The organism is Mycobacterium sp. THU-M104, assembly GCF_049197365.1.
In the GTDB taxonomy this organism is placed as follows: Bacteria; Actinomycetota; Actinomycetes; order Mycobacteriales; family Mycobacteriaceae; genus Mycobacterium.
Genome location: NZ_JBMIOP010000292.1, coordinates 23537 through 45435, shown reverse-complemented (window position 1 = coordinate 45435; position 21899 = coordinate 23537). Strand labels below are relative to the sequence as shown.

General features: G+C 68.2%; 22 protein-coding genes and 2 pseudogenes. 9 read left to right on the top strand and 15 right to left on the bottom strand.

Annotated features, from left to right (window positions below; translation table 11 throughout):
- Positions 1-93: 93 nt before the first annotated feature.
- Together ACOJVU_RS21080 and ACOJVU_RS21075 are read right to left on the bottom strand one after the other, a co-directional pair.
- A complete protein-coding gene (locus ACOJVU_RS21080) occupies positions 94-1116 on the bottom strand; it encodes an NAD-dependent epimerase/dehydratase family protein (protein ID WP_421531563.1) in 1023 nt (340 codons plus the stop codon).
- Positions 1113-1619: a nuclear transport factor 2 family protein gene (locus ACOJVU_RS21075; protein ID WP_421531562.1), complete on the bottom strand. Its 507-nt coding sequence runs from the start codon at positions 1617-1619 to the stop codon at positions 1113-1115. Before ACOJVU_RS21075 ends, ACOJVU_RS21080 begins: the two co-directional genes overlap by 4 nt.
- A gap of 94 nt (positions 1620-1713) precedes the next feature.
- Between ACOJVU_RS21075 and msrA the strand changes: the two genes are divergently transcribed.
- Positions 1714-2226: a peptide-methionine (S)-S-oxide reductase MsrA gene (gene msrA, locus ACOJVU_RS21070; protein ID WP_421531561.1), complete on the top strand. Its 513-nt coding sequence runs from the start codon at positions 1714-1716 to the stop codon at positions 2224-2226.
- Between the two features lie 21 nt (positions 2227-2247).
- Here the strand turns inward: msrA and ACOJVU_RS21065 are convergent, their stop codons facing one another.
- On the bottom strand, positions 2248-3567 hold the full coding sequence (locus tag ACOJVU_RS21065) for a cytochrome P450 (protein ID WP_421531560.1): 1320 nt from the start codon (positions 3565-3567) through the stop codon (positions 2248-2250).
- 141 nt (positions 3568-3708) lie between these two features.
- Between ACOJVU_RS21065 and ACOJVU_RS21060 the strand changes: the two genes are divergently transcribed.
- Together ACOJVU_RS21060 and ACOJVU_RS21055 are read left to right on the top strand one after the other, a co-directional pair.
- A complete protein-coding gene (locus ACOJVU_RS21060; protein ID WP_421531568.1) occupies positions 3709-4323 on the top strand; it encodes a TetR/AcrR family transcriptional regulator in 615 nt (204 codons plus the stop codon).
- Positions 4324-4377: 54 nt separating this feature from the next.
- Positions 4378-4590: a TOBE domain-containing protein gene (locus ACOJVU_RS21055; protein WP_421531559.1), complete on the top strand. Its 213-nt coding sequence runs from the start codon at positions 4378-4380 to the stop codon at positions 4588-4590.
- 136 nt (positions 4591-4726) lie between these two features.
- Here the strand turns inward: ACOJVU_RS21055 and ACOJVU_RS21050 are convergent, their stop codons facing one another.
- From ACOJVU_RS21050 to ACOJVU_RS21020, 7 genes and pseudogenes are all read right to left on the bottom strand, one after another.
- Positions 4727-4918, bottom strand: a complete 192-nt coding sequence (locus tag ACOJVU_RS21050) for a hypothetical protein (protein ID WP_421531569.1) — start codon at positions 4916-4918, stop codon at positions 4727-4729.
- A 22-nt stretch (positions 4919-4940) separates the two neighbouring features.
- Positions 4941-5204: pseudogene (locus ACOJVU_RS21045) on the bottom strand (sulfotransferase); the annotation flags it as partial.
- Positions 5099-5617 carry a sulfotransferase gene (locus tag ACOJVU_RS21040; RefSeq protein WP_421531567.1) on the bottom strand — a complete coding sequence of 173 codons (519 nt, stop codon included), beginning with the start codon at positions 5615-5617 and terminating at the stop codon, positions 5099-5101. The gene ACOJVU_RS21040 and the pseudogene ACOJVU_RS21045, both read right to left, overlap by 106 nt.
- 207 nt (positions 5618-5824) lie before the next feature.
- Positions 5825-6454, bottom strand: a pseudogene (locus tag ACOJVU_RS21035) (LLM class flavin-dependent oxidoreductase); the annotation flags it as partial.
- 4 nt (positions 6455-6458) lie between these two features.
- A complete protein-coding gene (locus ACOJVU_RS21030) occupies positions 6459-6974 on the bottom strand; it encodes an SRPBCC family protein (RefSeq protein ID WP_421531558.1) in 516 nt (171 codons plus the stop codon).
- A 115-nt stretch (positions 6975-7089) separates the two neighbouring features.
- Complete coding sequence (locus ACOJVU_RS21025) at positions 7090-8196, bottom strand: fatty acid desaturase family protein (RefSeq protein WP_421531557.1); 1107 nt, start codon at positions 8194-8196, stop codon at positions 7090-7092.
- A 33-nt stretch (positions 8197-8229) separates the two neighbouring features.
- Entirely contained in the window at positions 8230-9345 is a 1116-nt protein-coding gene (locus ACOJVU_RS21020; protein ID WP_421531556.1) for a flavin reductase family protein, read from the bottom strand.
- 70 nt (positions 9346-9415) lie between these two features.
- On the opposite strand from ACOJVU_RS21020, the gene ACOJVU_RS21015 reads away from it, so the two are divergent.
- The 3 genes from ACOJVU_RS21015 (at position 9416) to ACOJVU_RS21005 (ending at position 13272) form a co-directional block, all read left to right on the top strand.
- The gene (locus ACOJVU_RS21015; RefSeq protein ID WP_421531555.1) at positions 9416-10090 is read left to right on the top strand and encodes a TetR family transcriptional regulator; all 675 of its coding nucleotides are present in this window, start codon (positions 9416-9418) and stop codon (positions 10088-10090) included.
- A gap of 129 nt (positions 10091-10219) precedes the next feature.
- The gene (locus ACOJVU_RS21010; RefSeq protein WP_421531554.1) at positions 10220-11482 is read left to right on the top strand and encodes a PE family protein; all 1263 of its coding nucleotides are present in this window, start codon (positions 10220-10222) and stop codon (positions 11480-11482) included.
- Positions 11483-11976: 494 nt separating this feature from the next.
- Positions 11977-13272 carry an acyl-CoA dehydrogenase family protein gene (locus ACOJVU_RS21005; protein ID WP_421531566.1) on the top strand — a complete coding sequence of 432 codons (1296 nt, stop codon included), beginning with the start codon at positions 11977-11979 and terminating at the stop codon, positions 13270-13272.
- 102 nt (positions 13273-13374) lie between these two features.
- On the opposite strand, the gene ACOJVU_RS21000 is transcribed toward ACOJVU_RS21005, so the two are convergent.
- Positions 13375-13830 carry a MaoC family dehydratase gene (locus ACOJVU_RS21000; protein ID WP_421531553.1) on the bottom strand — a complete coding sequence of 152 codons (456 nt, stop codon included), beginning with the start codon at positions 13828-13830 and terminating at the stop codon, positions 13375-13377.
- Positions 13831-14033: 203 nt separating this feature from the next.
- Here ACOJVU_RS21000 and ACOJVU_RS20995 point away from each other — a divergent pair, with 203 nt between their 5' ends.
- A complete protein-coding gene (locus ACOJVU_RS20995) occupies positions 14034-14531 on the top strand; it encodes a metallophosphoesterase family protein (protein WP_421531552.1) in 498 nt (165 codons plus the stop codon).
- 450 nt (positions 14532-14981) lie between these two features.
- The gene (gene ag85C, locus ACOJVU_RS20990) at positions 14982-15995 is read left to right on the top strand and encodes a diacylglycerol acyltransferase/mycolyltransferase Ag85C (protein WP_421531551.1); all 1014 of its coding nucleotides are present in this window, start codon (positions 14982-14984) and stop codon (positions 15993-15995) included.
- Positions 15996-16015: 20 nt separating this feature from the next.
- Here ag85C and ACOJVU_RS20985 read toward each other — a convergent pair whose 3' ends face one another.
- From ACOJVU_RS20985 to ACOJVU_RS20970, 4 genes are all read right to left on the bottom strand, one after another.
- Positions 16016-16729 (bottom strand): YoaK family protein, encoded by a 714-nt coding sequence (locus tag ACOJVU_RS20985; protein WP_421531550.1) that lies wholly within the window; start codon positions 16727-16729, stop codon positions 16016-16018.
- 66 nt (positions 16730-16795) lie between these two features.
- Positions 16796-18151 (bottom strand): maltokinase N-terminal cap-like domain-containing protein, encoded by a 1356-nt coding sequence (locus ACOJVU_RS20980; protein WP_421531549.1) that lies wholly within the window; start codon positions 18149-18151, stop codon positions 16796-16798.
- Entirely contained in the window at positions 18148-19923 is a 1776-nt protein-coding gene (treS, locus tag ACOJVU_RS20975; protein ID WP_421531548.1) for a maltose alpha-D-glucosyltransferase, read from the bottom strand. The genes ACOJVU_RS20980 and treS overlap by 4 nt, the downstream gene beginning before the upstream one ends.
- 118 nt (positions 19924-20041) lie before the next feature.
- On the bottom strand, positions 20042-21115 hold the full coding sequence (locus ACOJVU_RS20970; RefSeq protein ID WP_421531547.1) for a S1C family serine protease: 1074 nt from the start codon (positions 21113-21115) through the stop codon (positions 20042-20044).
- Positions 21116-21429: 314 nt separating this feature from the next.
- On the opposite strand from ACOJVU_RS20970, the gene ACOJVU_RS20965 reads away from it, so the two are divergent.
- A complete protein-coding gene (locus ACOJVU_RS20965) occupies positions 21430-21849 on the top strand; it encodes a TIGR03668 family PPOX class F420-dependent oxidoreductase (RefSeq protein ID WP_421531546.1) in 420 nt (139 codons plus the stop codon).
- The last annotated feature ends 50 nt before the right edge of the window (positions 21850-21899 follow it).

Here is a 21899-nt window from a genome sequence, read left to right as displayed (position 1 = left end):
AAGTAGCGCTGAGCACAGTCTCGACGCCGCCAGCGCAGACTCGGCACCCGCGGCGTCTGGTAACAACCCCCGACGAACTTACGGGCGAGACCACTAGTCGTGCGGGGCGGTGGTGCTCTGGTTCTTCGGCGTGCGCATCGCCGCCCAGAACCGCGCGGCCTCCCGGATCGACTCCTCGACCGGGCGCGGCTGCCAACCCAGTTCGCGCTTCGCCTTGCCGCTGTCGACGGGGGCCTCGGCGCGCATCATGCGCACCGAGGCGAGGCTGAGCTCGGCGTCCTTGCCGCTGAGCCGGGCCCGCAGGCTGCCCAGCGCGGCCATCGCGTAGAGCACGGGCACCGACACCGAGCGCCGCGGCGGCGGCACCCCGGCCTCGTCGGCGGCGATCCGCACGACGTCGTCGAGCGCGATCATCTTCTCCGAGATCAGGTAGCGCTCGCCGATGCGACCGCGTCCGGCGGCCAGGATCATGGCCGCCGCGGCGTCGTCGACACCGACGACCTCGAGCGCGATGCCGTTCATCAGGAAGGGCAGCTTGCCGAACACCGCGCCCGCGATGAACGCGCCGTGCGGGGTGCGGCCCCAGTCGCCGCTGCCGTAGGTCGTCGAGACGCACATCGCCACCGCGGGTAGCCCGGCCTCAGCGACATAGCTCATCACCAGGTCCTCGGCCTGCACGCGGGACTGGACGTAGGGCGTCAGACCCCGCGCGGCGATCACGTCGTCCTCGGTGGCCACGTGCCCGTGGCGCCGGCCCACCGTCGCGTAGGTGCTGGTGAAGACGAACCTGCGCAGGTCGGCTGTGGCGGCGACGTCGAGGACGTTGCGCAGTCCTTCGACGTTGGTATGAAACAGCGGTGAGGGGTCGCGCAGCCACGCGCGGGTGTCGACGACGCAGTGGTAGACGTCGTCGACGCCGTCCATGGCCTGCTGCAGCGTCGCGGTGTCGAACACGTCGCCGTGAAAGCGGGTGAGCTCGAGGTTGTCGATGGCGCGGGTGTTGGCGTTCGGGCGCACCATCGCCCGGACATCGTTGCCCTCGGCGACGAGCAGGCGGGTGACATGGGAGCCCAGGAAGCCGTTGGCGCCGATCACCAGCTTCGGTTTGGCGCTCACCGGCGGTCTGCGTTCTGCCGCATCCAGCGCGCGGCGTCCTCGTCGAGGGTGCCCAGGGCCTGCGCCTTGCGGCACCACGTCATGCCGGCCTTCAGGAAGCGCAGCGGGTTGTAGATGTCTTCCTGACGGCACCACTGGCCGTCGCCGGCGTAGGTGACGATGGAGATGTTGGTGGCGCTGATGACGGTCCCGTCGCCGGGGTCGCGCATCGGGTTGTCCAGCTCGCAGATGACCCGGCCCGTCGACTCGTCGACGACCGACCACAGCGAGGGGAACGCGACCATGTGGCTGCCCGGGAACGTGGTCATCGTCCGCTGGATCCAGGTGCGGACCTCGTCGCGGCCGCGCATGGTGCCCATCGCGTGCTCGATGTAGTCCACGTCGGGGGTGTACTGCTCGACCCAGGCGTCCCAGTCCCGCGTCTCGGCGGCGCGGGCGACCCTCGCCTCGAACGTGTCGAAGGCGGCCGACAGCTCGGCCCGGGAGAATTCACGCGTGGTCACGAAGGCTTCTTCGCGCCGTTGCACGTCATCGCCGGAGTGTAACCTGGGCAAGGTTATCGGTTCCCGAGGAGCGCAAGCCCAAGGAGGACAAGCTATGGCGACCGAAAGGGCGATACTCGCCGGCGGCTGCTTCTGGGGCATGCAGGACCTGATCCGCAAGCAGCCCGGCGTCGTCTCCACCCGCGTCGGTTACACCGGCGGCGACGTCGCCAACGCCACCTACCGCAACCACGGCACCCACGCCGAGGCGATCGAGATCGTCTACGACCCCGCCGTCACCGACTACCGCACCATCCTGGAGTTCTTCTTCCAGATCCACGACCCCACAACGAAGAACCGCCAGGGCAACGACCTGGGCCCCAGCTACCGCTCGGCCATCTTCTACCTCGACGACGAGCAGCAGCGGATCGCGCAGGAGACCATCGCCGACGTCGATGCCTCGGGCCTGTGGCCGGGCAAGGTCGTCACCGAGGTCAGCCCGGCCGGCGACTTCTGGGAGGCCGAGCCCGAGCACCAGGACTACCTGCAGCGCTACCCGCACGGCTACACCTGCCACTACGTGCGCCCCGGCTGGACGCTGCCGCGCCGGGCCACCGCCGACCGGTAGGTCCATCGGCTGGCGCCACGCTCAGCGCCGGTGCACCACCACCCGCCCGCCGTCCTTCGGCGTGAACGCGACACCGCGCGAGTGCCAGCGCTCCCCGGGTGCGGTCGTCGTCTCGACAGTGAAGTGACGCAACGCCGTTCGCAGCACCACGTCCATCTCCATGTTGGCGAACGCGGCACCCACGCACCGGCGGGTGCCGCCCCCGAACGGGATCCAGGCGGCTGCCGGCGGCTTGTTGCCCAGATACCGCTGCGGGTCGAAGCGCTCGGGGTCGGGGAACACCTCGGGATTGCCGTGGATCTGCGAAATGCACACCAGAATCGAGTTTCCCTGCGGGATAACCCATTCGCCGAGCTGGTAGGTCGGCGGGTAAACGCGGCGGGCGGCGAAGTCGATGACGGTGCGGACCCGCTGCACCTCGAGGATCGCGGCCTGGCGCAGCTCGTGGCCGCCGGCGTCGGCTTCCTCGACCAGCGCCCGCAGCACGTCGGGGTGCCGGCTCAACCGCTCGAACGCCCAGCCCAGCGTGGCCGCGGTCGTCTCGTGCCCGGCAGCCAGCAGCGTGAGCAGCTCGTCGGCGATGTCCTTGCGCGACATGACCGAGCCGTCCTCGTAGGTGCTGCGCAGCAGCAGCGCGAGCACGTCGGTCCGCTCAGCGAAGTTCGGGTCCGCGCGCTCGGCGTCGATCAGTCTGTCGATGATCACGTCGTAGCGGCGGCGCCACTCCCGCAGCCGCCCCCACGGGCTGTAACGGCCATAGGTGCGTCGGGGTTTCGGCAGCGCCGCCAACCGCGAGCCCAGCGTGACCCACGGCGGGATGAGCCGGCGCAGCTCGTCGAGTTCGGCGCCCTCGGCCCCGAACACCGCGCGCAAAATGGCGTTGAGGGTGATCCGCATCATCGCGGGCAGCGTCGCGAACGGCGCACGCTGCGGCCAGTCCGCGATCTCGCGCAGCGTCTCTTCTTCGATGATGCTCTCGTAGTTCTTCATGCTCTTGCCGTGGAACGGCGGCGCCAAAAGCCGCCGCCGCTGCCGGTGGTCGTCGCCTTCGAGCGCGAACACCGATCCGGAACCGAACAGCCGGCTCAGGTTCGGCTGGATGTTGCCGAGCACCTCGGGGCTGGTGGTGAAGACCTGCTTGGCCAGCTGCGGATCGCTCACCACCACCGGGCGGCCGTAGATCGGGATGGGCACCGTGAAGACCCGGCCGTACCGGCGCGTCAGTCGGTTGATCATCGGCCGCCGGCACGTGGCGAACGCCAGGGCCTGCACCATCGCCGGCAGGCGCGTCGCCGGAGGTAGCCGCACGGCCGGGGATGCTTCGGTGACCACTTCGCTCATGCGCTGCTCCCAACCCTGGCTTACCCCCGCGGGGTGGTACCGCCATGTACCGCAGGTCTTTCCGGTGACGGTACTTTGTGGTACCACTTCCTGACAAGGGTGTCGCACTCACCGAAAGGGGCGCCGGCCGTGACCTCAGCATTGACGGCGGTGGCCGGCCACGCGGTACCCGACCCGCGGGCGCGGGCCGATCCCTTCCGGCTGCGGCTGCTCGAGGGCCTCGCCGCCTCGATCGACGAGCGCGGCTACCGCGCCAGCACCGTCGCCGACATCGTCCGCAACGCCCGCACGTCCAAACGCACGTTCTACGACCGGTTCACCAGCAAGGAAGCCTGCTTCCTGGAACTGCTGCAGGTCGAGAACGAGAGGCTCGGGCACGGCATCGCCGCGGGCGTCGACCCCGAGGCCGACTGGCATCTGCAGATCCGCCAGGCCGTCGAGGCCTACGCCGCACACATCGAGTCCCGGCCCGCCCTCACCTTGAGTTGGATCCGCGAGCTGCCGTCCCTCGGGGCGATCGCCCGGCCCGTGCAGCGCCGCGGAATTCAACTGCTCTCCGACCTGCTGATCGACCTCAGCGCCAGCCCGGGGTTCCGCCGCGCCGACCTGCCGCCGCTGACCGGGTCGCTGGCCGTGATCCTGTTGGGCGGGCTGCGCGAACTGACCGCCCTGGCGATGGAGGACGGGCGGCCGGTCCGCGATGTCGTCGAGCCCGCCGTCGACGCGTCCATAGCCCTGCTCGGTCCACGCGGCTGAGACGACTGGCCCGCTAAGCTGGGCGCAGTCCCCTCATCCCCCTGGAGGCCCGCCATGCGGTTATCGACCCGGAACCAGCTCCAAGGCACCATCGCCGAGGTCAACCTCGGCAGCGTGATGGCGATCGTGAAAGTCAAACTCGACGGCGGGGAGCAGATCGTCACGTCGTCGGTGACCAAGGACGCCGCCACCGACCTCGGCCTCGCGGTCGGCCAGCCCGCGACGGTGTTCATCAAGTCCACCGAGGTCACGATCGGCGTCGAGTGACGCCGCGGCTCTCCGCCACCCTTCGCGACACATAAACCACACACACGACACGCCGAAACCCGGCGCAGTGGTTTATGTTTCGTCGCTCATAAACGTGCGCATAAACGTGCGCAGCCGGCCCTGGCGACCGTAGCGGCTACGCCAGGAACCGCTCGACGTGCGGCGCGAAGCGCGCCCGCAGATCGTCCTCGTCGAGCCCGAACATCTCCGCGGACGTCTCGACGGTGCCCAACCGGCCCCGCCGGTGCCCGTCGAGGTAGCCGGCGATCGCCGCGCGCCTCCCAAGTGCACGGCTCGCCGGCCAGGGCGTAGACCCGCTCGGCGACACCGAGTTCGTCGGCCACGAAGTCGTCGAAGCGGACGTCGACGGAACGGTCCGGGCCGACGGTTTCGCGATCGCGCACCAACGCGGTCAGCAACCGCTCGAGCCGGTCGACCCACGAGGCCGCGATCCGCTGCACCGGCACCGGCGAGCGATGCATCCGCGCGGAATGGGTGATCATCGCGATCATCGACAACAGAACCGGGTCGCGGTGGGTGAACACCACGATGCTGTCGGGAAAGACCCGGTCCAGCACCGGCACCTGCTCGAGGTGCTGCGGCGACTTGAGCAGCCAGCGCCGCCCGCCGCACAGGAACTGCATCGCCCGCAGCTGGGTGGCCAGATACCGCCAGATACCGGTAGTGCGGGGTCTGGTCGTGGGTCAGGTAGTACTCGCGCCAGCGCGGCACCTCGGCGAGCGTCTCGAACAACATCGTCGAGAAGTCGTTGGCCAGCAGCTGGATCTCTTCGTGCACGTGGTCGGTGGTCATCTCGTGCATGAGTGCGAAATGCGGCATCACGGTGTTGATCGGCGCCACGGCGACATCCATCCGGGCGCGCCGCGGATCCGGCTCCGCACCGGCTTCGGACGGCAGGGGGAACGGTTCGATGCTCTCCCAGTACGGCACTGGTACGGAAGGTGGGCGCCGCCGCCAGCACGTTGTGCAGGTGGGTGGTGCCGGTGCGGGGCAGCCCGGCGATCACCACCGGCGGCTGCAGGTCGATGTCGTCGATCTCGGGGTCTCGGCGCAGCAGGTCGGCCAGCAGCAGCCGGTTCTTGAGCAGCTGCAGCAGCTGGCTGGAGAAGTTGACGACGCCCGCCTCGTGCAGGCCGTCGAGGTCGCGCAGCGCCGCCAGGTAGACGTCGACGCGCTCGCGGTAGTCGTCGAGGCCGAAGTCGTGCAGGCCGGTGTCGGCGCTGGCCTGGGCGTGCCGCGCTGCGGCATCCAAGGCGCCCGACGCGCCCTCCGAGACGAAGCTGGTGCCCAGCCAGCCGTCGGCGACCCGGCCCGTCAACCGCAGCATCGCCGGTGACAGCGCGGCCAGGTAAACCCCGATGGCGTGTTCGGCCCGCGTCGACAACCGCATCGGCACCGCCTCACCGCCGGGGCGCGGGATCTGAAACTCGCTGCCGGCGTAGGCGATCTTGCCACCCGCGAACCACTGTCGCACGATGTCGACGGTCTCGGCGATGCGGGCCAGCGGCCGGCCGAACGCGACACCGTGCAGGCCCTCGATCACCTGCGGGCCGGACGCGCCCAGCCCGAGCAGGAACCGCCCGCCCGACAGGTTCGACAGCGTGATCGCAGTCCGGGCGAGAAGAACCGGCGAGCGGGTCCCCGCCTGCAGCACACCGGAGCCCAGCAGCATGTGGTCGGTGCGGGCGGCCAGGTAGCTCAGCGCCGACGCCGCGTCAGCGCCCCACGCCTCGGCGACCCAGCACACGTCCGCACCCAGCTTCTCCGCCTCGACGGCGAACGCGGCGACGTCGGCGACCTCATCAGCGGCACCGGACAGCTCGACCGTCGTCGCGGTCCGCATCACGTCACCGCACCCCGTGCTCGGCCAGCCTCTTGATCGCCGACAGCGTCTTGTTGATCGAAGCCTCGAACTCCCGCAGCCGCACGAAGACGATCTTCTGCTCCTTGTCGGGCATCGACTCGATCGCGAGCGACAGACCCGAGCGCCCGGGCCCCAGCTGCGCCCAGTAGTGCAGCAAGGTCCCGCCGTCGCGCGGGGTCAGCCGGAATCGCCAAGTGGCCGCCGGAGCATCGGGTTCGCCGACCGCCCAGGCGAATTCGTGCGGCTCGTCGCAGGACACGATCGCCGACGTGCTGGTCCAGCGCCCGAATGCCTGGTGTTCGTTGTGGCCGGCGAAGCGGGCACCGACGCGCGGGCCGTCGGCGCCCTCGGCCCACTCCACCGACTGCAGCTCGTCGCTCAGTGTCGGCATCAGATTGATGTCGCAGACCAGGCTCCAGACGCGGGCCGGGGTGGCGTCGATCCACGTCGACGCCTCCACCGTCGGTCGGTCCGCGTACCGCGCGCCGGTCCATTCCATGCCGACCATTGTCCCCCGGCAGCAGCCGAATGGGGGCCCGCGGACCGAATCGAGGCCGCGCCCAGTGCTATCCGTTACCGGGCGGGCACGCGGTGAGTGCAGGCTCGACGGCCGGTCACGCCGCGACCGGGACCCGCTCGGCCGGCGTGCGGGCCCGGTCGTTCCCCAGCACCGAGTCCGGCACGGTGAGCTTGACGATCTTGCGCACGACGGTCCCGAACTGGCGCAGCAGCGGTCCGCGGTTGTACGGGACGCCGTAGCGCTGGCAGATCTCCTGCACCTCCGGCGCGATCTGGGGGTAGCGGCGCGCCGGCATGTCCGGGAACAGGTGGTGCTCGATCTGGTGCGACAGGTTGCCCGACAGCAGGTGGAAGAGCGTACCGCCGGTCAGGTTCGCCGAGCCGAGGACCTGGCGGAGATACCACATGCCGCGGGACTCGTCCTTGGTCTCCTCGACGGTGAATTCCTGCGTGCCGTCCGGGAAATGGCCGCAGAAGATGATCATGTACGACCAGACATTGCGCATCAGGTTCGCCGAGAGGTTGCCCGCGAACACGAACGGCGCGAACGGCCCGGCCAGCAGCGGGAAGGCGACGTAGTCCTTGAGTGTCTGGCGGCGGGTCTTGCGCCAGATCTCGCGCAGGACCTCGCGCTTGTCGGCAAGACGGATCTCGCCGGCGCGGATGCGCTCGCTTTCCAGTTCGTGCAGCGCGACGCCGTACTGGAACAGCACCATCAGCAGGAACGCGTAGAGCGGGTTACCCAGGAAGTAGGGCTCCCACGGCTGGTCCTCGCTCATCCGCAGGATCCCGTACCCGATGTCGCGGTCCATGCCCACGATGTTGGTGTAGGTGTGATGCATGTAGTTGTGCGAGTGCCGCCACTGGTCGGCGGGGCAGGCGGTGTCCCACTCGAAGGAGCGGCCGGAGATCGCCGGGTCGCGCATCCAGTCGTACTGGCCGTGCATGACGTTGTGGCCGATCTCCATGTTGTCGAGGATCTTCGACAAGCCCAGCATCGTCGTGCCCACCGGCCAGGCCGGGGGCAGGAACAGCGACGCGCGGCCGCCGACCTCCAGCACGCGCTGGACCTTGATGACGCGGCGGATGTAGTCGGCGTCCTGTTGTCCGAGGTCGGCCATGACGCGGTCCCGGATGGCGTCGAGTTCGCGGCCGAAGGCCTCGGCCTGCCCCGGAGTCAGCGTGATCGTGTTCTGTGACATGACATTTCTCCCGTGGGGTCGTGTGTGTAGTTGCTAGAGCGCGATGTCGACGTCGCCGAGTGGGACGGAGACGCAGATCTGCACGTCGTCGTCGGGGACGGTCGAGACCGCGCCGGTGATCAGGTTGCGCACGGTGCCGGCGGTCTTGCGTCGGGTGCAGGTGTGGCAGATGCCCATCCGGCATCCGCTGGCCGGCGCCAGACCGGCCGACTCGGCCTGCTCGAGCAATGTACGGCCGTCGTCGAAAACGCCGATGGCGCTGTCAGAGAATGTGATTCGCCCGCCCAACGGCGCCCCGAGTGCCGGCGCCCCGAGTGCCGGCGGCACGAAGCTCTCGGCGTAGACGTTGTCGCCGCAGTGCTCACGAACCGCCTCGACCAGTGCGGCCGGGCCGCAGACGAACACCGCATCCGGTGCCGTCATGGCGGCGGCGAGGTGTTTCTGCCCGCAGCGGCCGGTGAGCTCACCCCCGCCGGACCGGGTGTAGCCGTGCAGCACCCGGACGCCGGGCAGCGCGGCCAGCTCGTCGCGGTAGCACGCCTCCGCGGGGGTGCGTGCGTAGTGGACGAACGCGACCTCGGCGCCGGGCGTGCCCGGGTGCCCCTCGGCGACCAGGGAGCGCAGCATCGCCATGACCGGCGTGATGCCGCTGCCGCCGGAGACGAACAGGATTCGCCGCGGCCGCCGCTCCGGCAGGACGAAGTCGCCACCGACCCCGGTCACGCCGACGACCATGCCGCGGCGGGCGCGGTGGTAGAGATAGTCCGACACCAGCCCGCCGTCGTGACGACCGACGGTCAACTCGAGGTTGGCCGCGCCTTCGGCGTTGGCCGGTGAGTAGCAGCGGGTGTGCCGGCGGCCTTCGATCTCGACGGTGAGGTTGACGTACTGACCGGCCTTGACGGTGTGGGCGGTGGTGAAGGCCGCGTTCGGGGCGAGCGTGAGGGTGACGCTGCGCGGGGTCGTCCGGCGCGCGTCGACGACCTTGGCGCGGGCTTCTCCCCGCGTCCAGGTCGGCGCCACCAGCTCGGTGTACCGGTCGACGCCGTGCGGACCTGTGAGCAGATCCAGAAGGTCGGAACCCAGAACCCGCGTCCGGAAGGCCCGGGCGAGGGTTCCACCGGAGGTGTGCGTGCTTTGAGTGAACATATGTACACGATGTTGCCGACAAGAGCAGCGCGTCAAGAGTTGGAATCCTCGCTGTGTTAGGGTTCACACAGTGAACAGCCGTACACCCGGGTCACGGTCACGGGGTTCTGGACGCGAGCGCTCCCGCGACAGCCGCTCGCGCGAGGAGCGCAAGGAGGCCACCAGGCGCGCCATCATCGACGCGGCGCTGACGTTGCAGCAGGACCGCAACTTTTCCAGCCTCAGCCTGCGCGAAGTCACCCGGGAGGCCGGGATCGTTCCGACCGCCTTCTACCGTCACTTCGAATCGATGGAGGCACTCGGTCTGGTGCTGATCGACGAGTCGTTCCGCTCGCTGCGCGACACCCTGCGCGCCGCGCGCGCCGGCAAGCTCGACCCCAACCGGGTGATCGAATCATCAGCGGAGATCCTGATCGCCAGCGTCGCCGAACGGCGCGAACACTGGCGCCTGATAGGCCGCGAGCGAAACAGTGGGCTGAGCGTGATGCGTTACGCCATCCGGACCGAGATCCGTTTGATCACATCCGAATTGGCGACCGACCTGGCGCGTTTCCCGGGACTTCACGACTGGAGCACCGAGGACCTCAACGTGTTGGCAACGTTGTTCGTCAACGCCATGATTGCCATCGCCGAGGCGATCGAAGACGTCCAGAGCAGCGAAGCGTTCGAAGACATCCGACGGGTCGCCGTCAAACAGCTGCGGATGATCACCGTCGGAGCAGCCGGCTGGCGCGGCGCACCCTGACGCACGCGCCGCGCAGAATCTTAAGAAGAACCTAAGACTTCGAGTGAATTCCTGACTTTCGTTGATTGCTCACTTCCGCAGCGCTACCGTTCGACCGGGGAGATTAAACGTTGGAATCAGGGGGGCCAGATGTCTTTTGTCATCACAGTTCCGGAAGAAGTCACCATCGCGGCTACGGATTTGGCCGCCCTGGGTAGGACGATCAATTCGGCCTATACGACGGCGAGCGCACCCACGACCGGGGTTTTGGCGGCGGCCCACGATGAGGTGTCGACGGCGATCGCCTCGGTGTTTTCCGGGTTCGGATCCCAATTCCACTCGCTGGGCACCCAGGCTGCGGCATTCCATGCGCAGTTCGTGCAGGCCCTCAACGGCGGTGCCGCCACCTACGGCGCCACCGAAGCCGCCAATACCAACCCGCTCTCGGCGATCAATGCGTTCTTCCTTCAGGAGACCGGACGCCCGCTGATCGCCAACGGCGCCGCCGGAATCACGGTCGACGGGCGCGGTACCGCAGGCGGGGATGGCGGGTGGCTTTGGGGCAATGGCGGCAACGGCGGCGAAAGCACCGTCGCTGGCGTCGCCGGTGGGGCCGGCGGGGCGGGCGGCCTGATCGGCAACGGCGGCACCGGCGGCGAAAGCACCACTCTCGGCACCGGTGGCGTCGGCGGCCTCGCCGGCCTATTCGGCAACGGCGGCAACGGCGGCACGAGCACTCTCGGCACCGGCGGGGCTGGCGGGGATGCCTTCTTGTTCGGCATCGGCGGCACCGGCGGGAACGGCGTCACCGGTGGGATGGGCGGCACCGGCGCATCACTGATATCCGTGGGCGGCCAAGGCGGCGACGGCAGTAGTGGCGTCGGCGGCGCCGGCGGTGACGCAGCCGGCCTGTTCAGCCTCGGCGGCCACGGCGGGGCCGGGATCGTCGGCGGGGATGGCGGTGACGCGGCGGGCCTGTTCACCGCCGCGGGCGGGGCCGGTGCCGCGGGCGCTGCCGGCGGCAACGCGTACGGCCTGTTCAGCCTCGGCGGCCTCGGCGGGGCTGGCGAGTCCGGCGGCAACGCGTACGGCCTGTTCAGCCTCGGCGGCCACGGCGGGGCCAGCGGATCCGGCGGCAACGCGGGCGGTGTGTTCAGTTTCGGTGGCCACGGCGGTGCCGGCACTTCGGGTGCCGTCGACGGCGGAGACGGCGGGAACGCAGACGGCCTACTTGCCATCGGTGGCAATGGCGGGGCCGGCGTCGACGGCGGGACAGGCGGGACCGGCGGCAGTGCCGAGGGCCTGTTCGCATTCCCGGGCGCGAACGGCGCCGACAGGACAAGCTCGGCTGACAACGGCGCGAGCGGCGCCACCGGCAACATCCTTACAGATGCGCTCACGGGCTTGGTGTAAATGCCCAGCTACCACTACTCACTTATCTGCTGCCGTAAACGAATCAGCTGTCAGTGGTCGCCGACTTGTTTTCGGTGTGATTTGTGAAGTTCTTGTGGCCTAGGGAATGTGCCGCCTTGATGTTGCATTGATTCGGGTCGCAGTCTGCGAACTGATAACGAGGTTCAATGCAATTCAAACGCGCGTCTTATAAGAATTTCCACCCGAATCGATTCGCGGCCCAGGCCCAGATAGCTTGACGGGCCGGAGTTCGCTATGCGCGGGCCGACCATCACATCGCCTCCCCGCAAAAAGTTCTCGATGTCTACTCGATTGCTTTTCTGCACTCTGCCCAGGGAGACCGCGTCAGAGCCGTCGCGGTCCACGGCACCGACGTCCTACCGAAGCTGCACCAGGCGAATAGTTCCGTGCCGATGGCGAGCGCCTCCGATTAAGCTGGTGGCGCTTCATCGACGAGTCCGGTGCAAGGCGGCGCCGGGGAACGGGTGACCACGATGTGGGACTTCGAAACAGACCCCGAGTACCAGGCGAAGCTGAACTGGGTCGAGAAATTCATGGCCGACGAGCTGGAACCACTCGATCTGGCGCCGCTGGATCCCTACGACAAGAAGAACGACGAGACGATGGCGGTCCTGCGGCCATTGCAGCAGCAGGTGAAGGACCAGGGGCTGTGGGCGGCGCATCTGCGGCCAGAACTCGGCGGCCAGGGTTTCGGCCAGGTCAAGCTCGCGCTGCTCAACGAGATCCTCGGGCGTTCCCGCTGGGCGCCGTCGGTGTTCGGCTGCCAGGCGCCCGACTCCGGTAATGCCGAAATCCTGGCACTGTTCGGCACCGAGGAGCAGAAGGCCCGCTACCTGCAACCACTGCTCGACGGCGAGATCACCTCTTGCTACTCGATGACCGAACCCGAGGGCGGTTCGGACCCCGGGCAATTCGTCACCGCCGCGACCCGCGACGGTGACGACTGGGTGATCAACGGGGAGAAGTGGTTCTCCACCAATGCCAAGCACGCGTCGTTCTTCATCGTCATGGCCGTCACCAATCCCGAGGCTCGCACCTACGACAAGATGTCGCTGTTCATCGTCCCGTCCGAGACACCGGGCATCGAGATCGTGCGCAACGTCGGGGTGGGTGGCGAATCGGCCGAGCGTGCCAGCCATGGCTACGTCCGCTACAACCACGTTCGGGTGCCGGGCGATCATGTGCTCGGCGGTGAAGGACAGGCCTTCATGATCGCGCAAACCAGGCTGGGCGGGGGCCGCATCCATCACGCGATGCGCACGATAGCGTTGGCGCGCAATGCGTTCGACATGATGTGCGAGCGCGCCGTGTCCCGCAAGACCAGGCACGGTCGGCTCGCCGACTTTCAGATGACCCAGGAGAAGATCGCCGACAGTTGGATTCAGATCGAGCAGTTCCGGCTGCTGGTGCTGCGGACCGCCTGGCTGATCGACAAGCACCACGACTACCAGAAGGTGCGCCGCGACATCGCCGCGGTGAAGGTCGCCATGCCACAGGTGCTGCACGACGTCGCCCAGCGGGCCCTGCACCTGCACGGAGCACTCGGGGTCTCCGATGAGATGCCGTTCGTCAAGATGCTGGTCGCCGCGGAGTCGCTGGGCATCGCCGACGGGGCGACCGAGTTGCACAAGATGACCGTGGCCCGCCGAACGCTACGCGAATACCAGCCGGTGACAACGCCTTTCCCGTCCACGCACATCCCGACCCGGCGCGCCGAGGCGCAGGCCCGACTGGCCGAACGCATGGAACTCTCGATCGCCGAATTCTGATCCGGCGCCGGCGCATCGACCTCGCGACACATAAACCTCTGCGACGACACGCCGCGAAGCGCCGCAATCGTTTATGTTTCGCGGGAGTCAGGAGACGGGGAGTCAGGAGATGTAGCGGACGATGCTCTCGGCCACGCAGGCCGGCTTGGGCGAGCCCTCGATCTCGACGGTGGTCGACACTGTCGCCTGGGCGGCACCGTCGCCGAGATCGTCGACGCTGACCAGTGAGCTGTGCGCGCGCACCCGGGAACCCACCGGGACCGGGGCGGGAAAACGAACCTTGTTGAGCCCGTAGTTGATTGCGAGCTTGATCCCTTTGACCGTGTACATCTGGTGCTGCAGCCGCGGCAGCAGCGCCAGGGTCATGAACCCGTGGGCGATGGTGGTGCCGAACGGGCCGGCCGCCGCGCGTTCGGGGTCGACGTGGATCCACTGGTGATCGCCGGTCGCGTCGGCGAACAGGTTGACGTCGTCCTGGGTGATCGTCACCCAGTCGCTCTGCCCGATGGTCTCGTCCGTGGCGGCGCGGAGTTCGGCTACCGATTCGAAGGTGCGCATGCGGTGTTCTCCTTGGGTCCGGTTGGTAACAATAGCGCCGGATGATGGCCGCGCCCGAACGGGGCGCTGTGCGGGCGAGGGCTCCTCGGAGCCGTTCGGTGGCCCGGCGCTTCTCGACTTCGGCTGCCGGCAACCCGATCCGGTAGGCCGGCAACCGTGAAGCGAACCCGGGAGCGAACAGCAAAATGATGCAAGATAGGCACGTGAGACTGCTGCTCATCGCCGACACCCACCTTCCGCGGCGCGGGTGCGACCTGCCCACCCGGGTGTGGGACGAGGTCTCCACGGTCGACGTCGTCGTCCACGCCGGCGACTGGACAAGCGTCGAACTGCTCGACGCTCTGGAAACCCGGGCGCCCCGACTGGTGGCGTGCTGGGGCAACAACGACGGGCCGCAGTTGCGCGCGCGGCTGCCCGAGCGCGCCGATGCGGTTCTGGACGGACTGCACCTCGCGGTGGTCCACGAGACCGGCGCGGCGACCGGAAGGGAGGCCCGGATGTCGCGGCTCTACCCCGGCATCAACGTGCTGGTATTCGGTCACAGCCACATCCCCTGGGACAGCACGACGACAACCGGCTTGCGGCTGCTCAACCCCGGCTCGCCGACCGACCGCCGCCGGCAACCGCAGTGCACCTACATGACCGCGACCGTCGACAAAGGCATTCTGACCAGCGTCGAACTACACGAACTTCGACGATGACCTCTCCGAGGAGGCCATCTGCGGGTTGCCTCTGTACGAACCTGCCCGGCAAGTCATGACGCCTCGTCCGCGGGCAGGCGCGCTGTGGTCACCGGGTTGCGCGACAAGCTCGACGACGGCAAGGGCGCGGCGCCGCCAAACGAGGTGGAGTTCGTGGAGTGCAGCGCAAGGTCGCGCACCAGCGCGACTACCTCGACCCGTAGGCTTTCTGGGCCGTGTTCGGCGACCGCCGTTAGCCGAAAGCGCCTGACCGCCAACGCCGCAACCCTCCCGATAGCCGATCGGGTCCTTCCCGAGACGGATGCGCGCGCGATGCGCAATCGTTAGCCAACCGCGATGTCGCACCGCGGCCGCGACAGGCCGATCGGACCCCTGTCCTGTGTTTCACTCGCCCCAGAACAGATCCGACCGCATCTCGCGGCGGACACAAAGGCGGGATGGATGGGAGCCATGAAGTTCGTCGAAACGGTGCGTGGCGCGGCGGCGGGTGTGTCGCGCCGACTGGCTGTCGCGGCTGTCGGGGCCGCTTTGTTGTCCGGTCTCGTCGGTTCCCTCGGCGGCTCGGCGACGGCGGGGGCGTTCTCCAAGCCCGGCCTTCCGGTCGAATACCTGGAGGTTCCGTCGCCGTCGATGGGCCGCAACATCAAAGTCCAATTCGAATACGGCGGTCCCCACGCGGTGTACCTACTCGACGGTCTGCGCGCCCAGGACGACTACAACGGTTGGGACATCAACACCCCGGCGTTCGAGGAGTTCTACCAGTCCGGGCTGTCGGTGATCATGCCCGTCGGCGGCCAGTCCAGCTTCTACTCCGACTGGTACCAGCCGTCGCAGGGCAATGGCCAGACCTACACCTACAAGTGGGAGACCTTCCTGACTCGGGAGATGCCCGCGTGGATGCAGGCCAACCGGAACGTCTCACCGACCGGCAACGCCGCGGTGGGGCTGTCGATGTCGGGCGGCTCTGCGCTGATCCTGGCTGCCTACTATCCCCAACAGTTCCCCTACGCCGCCTCGCTGTCGGGCTTCCTGAACCCGTCGGATGGCTGGTGGCCGACATTGATCGGGCTGGCCATGAACGACTCGGGCGGCTACAGCGCCAACAGCATGTGGGGCCCGTCCAACGACCCGGCATGGAAGCGCAACGACCCGATGCTCCAGATTCCGCGCCTGGTGCAGAACAACACCCGGATCTGGGTGTACTGCGGCAACGGCGCACCGGGCGACCTCGGCGGGGACAACATGCCGGCCAAGTTCCTGGAGGGTATGACCCTTCGCACCAACCAGCAGTTCCAGAACAGTTACCTCGCTGCGGGTGGCACCAACGGGACGTTCAACTTCCCCGCGAACGGGACGCACTCGTGGCCCTACTGGAACCAGCAACTGGTTGCCATGAAGCCCGACATCCAGCACATGCTCCTGACCGGCACCGAGCCTGCCGCAGCCCCGGCACCCACGCCCTGAGAGGCGCGCGGCGGCGCCGGTCAGCGGCGCTGCCGCTGCCTCGCGGGTGACCGGTTGAGCTGGGCGCGGCGGTCCTGGTGGAAATAGGTGTACGCGGTCGTCAGCGCACACACCGCCGTCGCGGTCACCAGCATCCAGGTTCCGTTCGTGAGCACGCTGATCACGCCACCCGCGGCGGCACCCAGGACAAAGCTGGCGAGCAGCAGGAAGTAACCGAGCCAGTCCGAAGCTTTTCCACCACCGGCGATGTGGCGTTCGATGCCCTGGCCCATCTTGACGGTCGTGCCCGTCGCATAACTCAACGGGATGGAAACCTCCCCGTCTTTGACGAACGACGTGTTCAGCGCTCCGGTCCCGAAGGCCATCAGCAGTATCGGCGCGAAGTCGAGGAAATTCGCGTTCCAACCCTCGTCGATGAGGTCCACCACGGTCGCCGCCAGCAGGCTGACAGTGGTCAGCACTGTCGGGCCGTGCGGATGGTCCACCCACAAAAACCGCCGGCCCAGTGACGCAACCACGACGCCGCCGACGAATGCCACAATCAGCAGCCCGGCACTCACCGCAAGCCACACGTCGCCGGTGAAATAGCTCAGCACGGCGCGCTGGGCGTTGCCGGTGATGAAAACGACGAAGTAGCCCGCGGAATGGGTGAACGAGATCGCCCCCACCACGCCGGCGAGCCCCGCCAGCACCCAGGACAGCCGCGCCTCGCTGTTGAAGATGTCGTCGGCCACGCTCACATGCTTTCAGACATCCGCGGCACCCGCAGCGCCGCACACACCCCGGCGAACTACAGCCAGCTAGGCGGCGGTGAGCCGAGCGATGGAACGCAGCGGAATCGGCAGCCATCCCGGGCGGTGCCGCGACTCGTACCCGACCTCGTACACGGCCTTGTCGAGTTCGTAGGCGGCCAGCAGCTCCGCCGAATCGCGCGGATCGACCCCGGACGTGGCCGCATAGCCCTCGCAGAACGCGGTGCGGTTACGCTCGACCCATTCCCGGGCCCGGGCCGCGAGTTGCTTGTCGGCGGCCTGGTCCGTCAGCGGCCCGTAGGCGGCGTACTCGAAGGACCGCAGGACACCGGCCACGTCACGCAGCGGCGAGTCCGGGGCCCGCCGTTCCTGCAGAGGTTGGCCCGGCTCGCCTTCGAAGTCGATCAGCAGCCAACTCTCCGGCGTCCGCAGCACCTGTCCCAGGTGCAGGTCGCCGTGGATGCGCTGAACGGTGATCGTCTCACCCGCCAGCTTCTGGAACCGCTCCTCGACGACCGCCGCATACTCCTCGAGTTCGGGCACCTTCGCCACGGTCGCGGACAACCGCGCCAGCACGGTGTCGAGCGGGAACGTCGCCCGGCTGGTTCCGAGGCTCTCGGCCAGCGCGGCGTGCACCGAGGCGACCGCTTCACCGAGCCGGTAGGACTCGCCGGCGAAGTCGCCACCGACTTCGTGGGCATACAGGTCGGCCTCGGCGAACAGGTCACGCACGCTGGCGGTGGCCATCGCCCAGCCTTCGGCCGCGTTGGACGCGAATTCGGTGACCATACCCAACGGCCACGCCGTGTCCGGTGTGCCGTCCGGACCGGCGATCTCGTAGGTGCCGAGCAACCGGGCGACGTGCGCGTTGCCCGCGCGGGCGAGCACCCGGTTGAGTTCGATGTCGGGGTTGACGCCGCCGCTGACCCTGCGAAACACCTTCAAGATGGCCCGGCGGTCGAAGATCACGCTGGTGTTGCTCTGCTCGGCTTCCGCGACGCGCGGCAGCGCCTCCGACGGCAGCTGGGCGTCCGGTTCCTTGACGAACCTCAGCTGCGTGCCCGACGCGTCGCGCACGCCCGAGGAGTCGATCAGCGACAGCAGGAATTGCGGCGCATCGGCGTCGTAGAGAGCATCGAAACCGGTCCGGTCGCCTGCCGCGCCGATCGTCGCGACGTTGCTGTACTCCGAAACCGGCGCCGCGTCCCAACGGACGATCACCTGGTAGCGCTCGGACGTACCGTCGGTGTAGTCGGCGTCGACCAACACCAAGTCGAGGTCTTCGCGCAGCGGCACGGTCAGGCTCGCCTCCGCGACGGACAGATCCCGGTTTCGTCCGGCGTACCAACGTTGCTGCGGCAGCCACTCGGACCAGGGCAGCTTGGCCGGCTCACTCGCGCTCATGTGTGCCGCTCCTCCGATGCAGACAGTTGGAACCAATAAAAGCCGTGTCCCGGCAGCGTCAGCAGGTAGGGCAGATGGCCGATCCGGGGGAACTCCACATGCCCGGTCAGTTCCGTCGGCGTGTAGCCACTCCAGTGCTGCAGGTTCAGCTCGATGGGCTGCGGGAACCGCGACAGGTTGTTGACGCACAGGACGATGTCGCCATCATCTGCCGCCTGACGTACGAAAGCCAGCACCGAGGGGTTCGACCCGCCCAATTCTTCGAAGCTCCCGACAGCGAAGGCCGCGTGCCGCCGGCGCACGGCCAGCATCATGCGGGTGAAGTTGAGCAGCGAGGTCGACGTGTCGCGCTGGGCCTCCACATTGACCGCCTGGTACCCGTACACCGGGTCCTGGCTGGGCGGCAGGTAGAGCCGGCCCGGGTTGGCGGCGGAAAACCCGGCGTTACGGTCCGGTGTCCACTGCATCGGGGTGCGCACACCGTCTCGGTCGCCCAGCCAGATCACGTCACCCATGCCGATCTCGTCGCCGTAGTAGAGGACCGGCGATCCGGGCAGGGAGAACAGCAGCGCGGTGAACAGCTCGATCTGGTTGCGGTCGTTGTCCAGCAGCGGCGCCAGGCGGCGACGGATTCCGACGTTGGCCTTCATCCGCGGGTCCTTGGCGTACTCGGAGTACATGTAGTCGCGCTCTTCGTCGCTGACCATCTCCAGCGTCAACTCGTCGTGGTTGCGCAGGAAAATGCCCCACTGGGCCATGTCGGGGATCTCGGGAGTCTGGGCGAGGATCTCCGAGATCGGGAACCGCGATTCCCGGCGGACTGCCATGAAGATGCGCGGCATCAGCGGGAAGTGGAAAGCCATGTGGCATTCGTCGCCGCCGGTACTGGACTCGCCGAAGTATTCGACGACGTCGGCGGGCCACTGGTTGGCCTCGGCCAGCAGCACCCGCCCCGGGAACTCGTCGTCGACGACTTTGCGCACCCGTTTGAGGAACGCGTGGGTCTCGGACAGGTTCTCGCAATTGGTGCCCTCCCGCTCGAACAGGTAGGGCACCGCGTCGAGTCGGAAACCGTCGATGCCCAGCCCGAGCCAGAAGCGGATCGCGTCGATCATCGCCTCCTGCACCGCCGGGCAGTCGTAATTCAGGTCGGGCTGGTGCGAGAAGAACCGGTGCCAGTAGAACTGCCGGCGCACGGGGTCGAAGGTCCAGTTGGACTCCTCGGTGTCGACGAAGATGATCCGGGCGTCGGTGTATTTCTCGCTGGTGTCGCTCCACACGTAGTAGTCGCCGTAGGGGCCGTCGGGGTCGTGGCGCGACTCCTGGAACCACGGATGGGAATCCGAGGTGTGGTTCATCACGAGGTCGGTGATGACCCGGATACCCCGCCGGTGAGCGGCGTCGAGCAGCGCGACGAAGTCCTCCACGGTGCCGAACTCGGGCAGCACCTTGTAGAAATCCCGGATGTCGTATCCGCCGTCGCGCAGCGGCGAGTCGTAGAAGGGGGGCAGCCAGATGCAGTCGATGCCCAGCCATTGCAGGTAGTCCAGGCGCTGGTGCAGGCCCCGCAGATCGCCGGCACCGTCGGCGCTGGCGTCGTAGAACGCCCGGACCAGCACCTCGTAGAAGACGGCGTGTTTGAACCAGGTCGGATCGGCAGGCAGTGCCGCGGCGTTGCGGAAATCCTCGGCGCTGGGGTGCTCGACCACGCCGCCCTGGACGTGACTGCCCTCTGCGGGATGGTGGTCGACAGCGTCTCCTGCGTCGTTCATCAGTTCCACGATGCCACGGGTACCCGACGCGCGAGGACGGGAATCACGCTCGCAGAGGCACGGCGAACCACGCCGTGCGACAAGCGGATTGGATTGTGGGCATGGCCCTTCGCGGATCTCAGGCCGGCGGGCCCTCTGCCAGGGTCACGTTCGCGATGCGTTCGCCGCCGGACGCGGAGCGGTAGCTGACCGTGATGGTGTCACCCGGGTGATGCGGGACCAGGGCATCCGTCATGGAGGTGGCCCCGTGGATCGGGGCGCCGTCGATCGTGGCGATCACATCGCCCGGCGCGAAGCCCGCCGCCGAGGCGGGCCCGCCACCGACCACCCGTTCGACGCGCGCGCCGTTGCCGCCGTTGTCGACGACGCCCAGGCCGAGGAAGGCCGTCGGGCCGATGTGCACGCTGTTCGAGCCGGCACCGGAGCGGATCTGGCCGGCCACTCCCATCGCGTGGCCGATCGGGATGGCAAAGCCCTGCCCGCCGGCCATCTTGTAGTTGTCGGTGGCGGCGGTGTTCATGCCGACCACCTGGCCGTTGTCGTTGACAAGCGGCCCACCGGAGTCGCCCGGCCTGATGGGCGTGTCGGCCTGGATCAGGCCGCCGAGCGTCTCCTGGGCGCCGGTTAGGGTGTCGGTTGCGTCGACGGTCTGGTTGAGACCGATGACGTGACCGGCCACCGCGCTGGGCGTTCCACCCTGTCCTCCGGCGTTGCCCATCGCGACGACCGGCTCGCCGACGCCGACGCCATCGCCGATCGCCGCGGTCGCCAGGCCGGCCGCCCCGCGCAGCTGCAGCACCGCGACGTCTTGCGTGCGGTCGTAGCCGATCACGTCGACCCCGTAGGTTTGGCCGTTACCGACGTCGAACGCGCTGATGTCGGTGGCGCCGGAAATCACGTGGTTGTTGGTCAGCACGACGCCGTTCGGGTCGATGACGATTCCGGTCCCGGCTCCCACCGCGTTGTTGTAGCCGAAGTTGGTGTTGATGTTGACCACCTGCGGCCCGACCTGCGCGACCAGCGCCGCCGGGTCGAGCGCGATCACGGGCCGGTCGGCGACCCGATCCAGCGCGGGGGTGGACAACCCGGGAGGTGCGGCGGACGCGGGCACCGCGCCCAGGCCCAACCCGACCACAGCCAGCACGCTGGCTAAACATGACCACCGGACCTGGCGGTGATGCCCTTTGCTCATCCGTGCCTCCTGCAGTCGAGAATGAGAAATCGCCCCGGCCTCCGGCTCTGAGGCGGGACGACTGTATCCATATAACCGTAATGCAGGTGTTTACTCGATCGTCGGCCGGTTTCGCATCCGACCGGCAGCCAGCTGGTGTCCACGCTCTGATTTTCTCTGCCGGCGTAATCGGTCGGGGGACACCAGCGCAATCGCCACGGCCGCCGACCGATTCCGGTGGCGGTCGCGGGAGCGAGCGGCCGCCACCGGATTGGGCCGGTTTGCTGCGCGCCGGGCCGGATCCGGCGGGCCGCCCGTGTCCTTAACCTGGGACGGTGGGTGACTTCGACGCCAAGGCCAGGTTCGGCCGCTACCCGGTGGCCCGGCTGGCCACGATCACCCCCGACGGCCTTCCCCACCTGGTGCCGGTGGTCTTCGCGTTCGACGACTCCGGCGGCGGCGACGTCGTTTACACGGCCGTCGACGCCAAGCCCAAGTCGACCCGGCGGCTGCGACGCCTGGCCAACATCGAGAACAATCCCCGGGTGAGCCTGCTCGTCGACCACTACGCCGACGACTGGACGAGGTTGTGGTGGGTCCGGGCCGACGGTGTCGCCGCCGTGCACGAAAGCGGCCCGACGGTGGACACCGGCCGGCGGTTGCTGCGCGCCAAATACTCTCAGTATCAATCGGTTTCGCTGGACGGTGCAGTGATCGCAGTCACGGTCCACCGGTGGTCGGACTGGCAGGCATGAGCACGTCCCGCGAGCACCGCGGCCGAGGGGTCGGCGATTCGTCGCAGGCT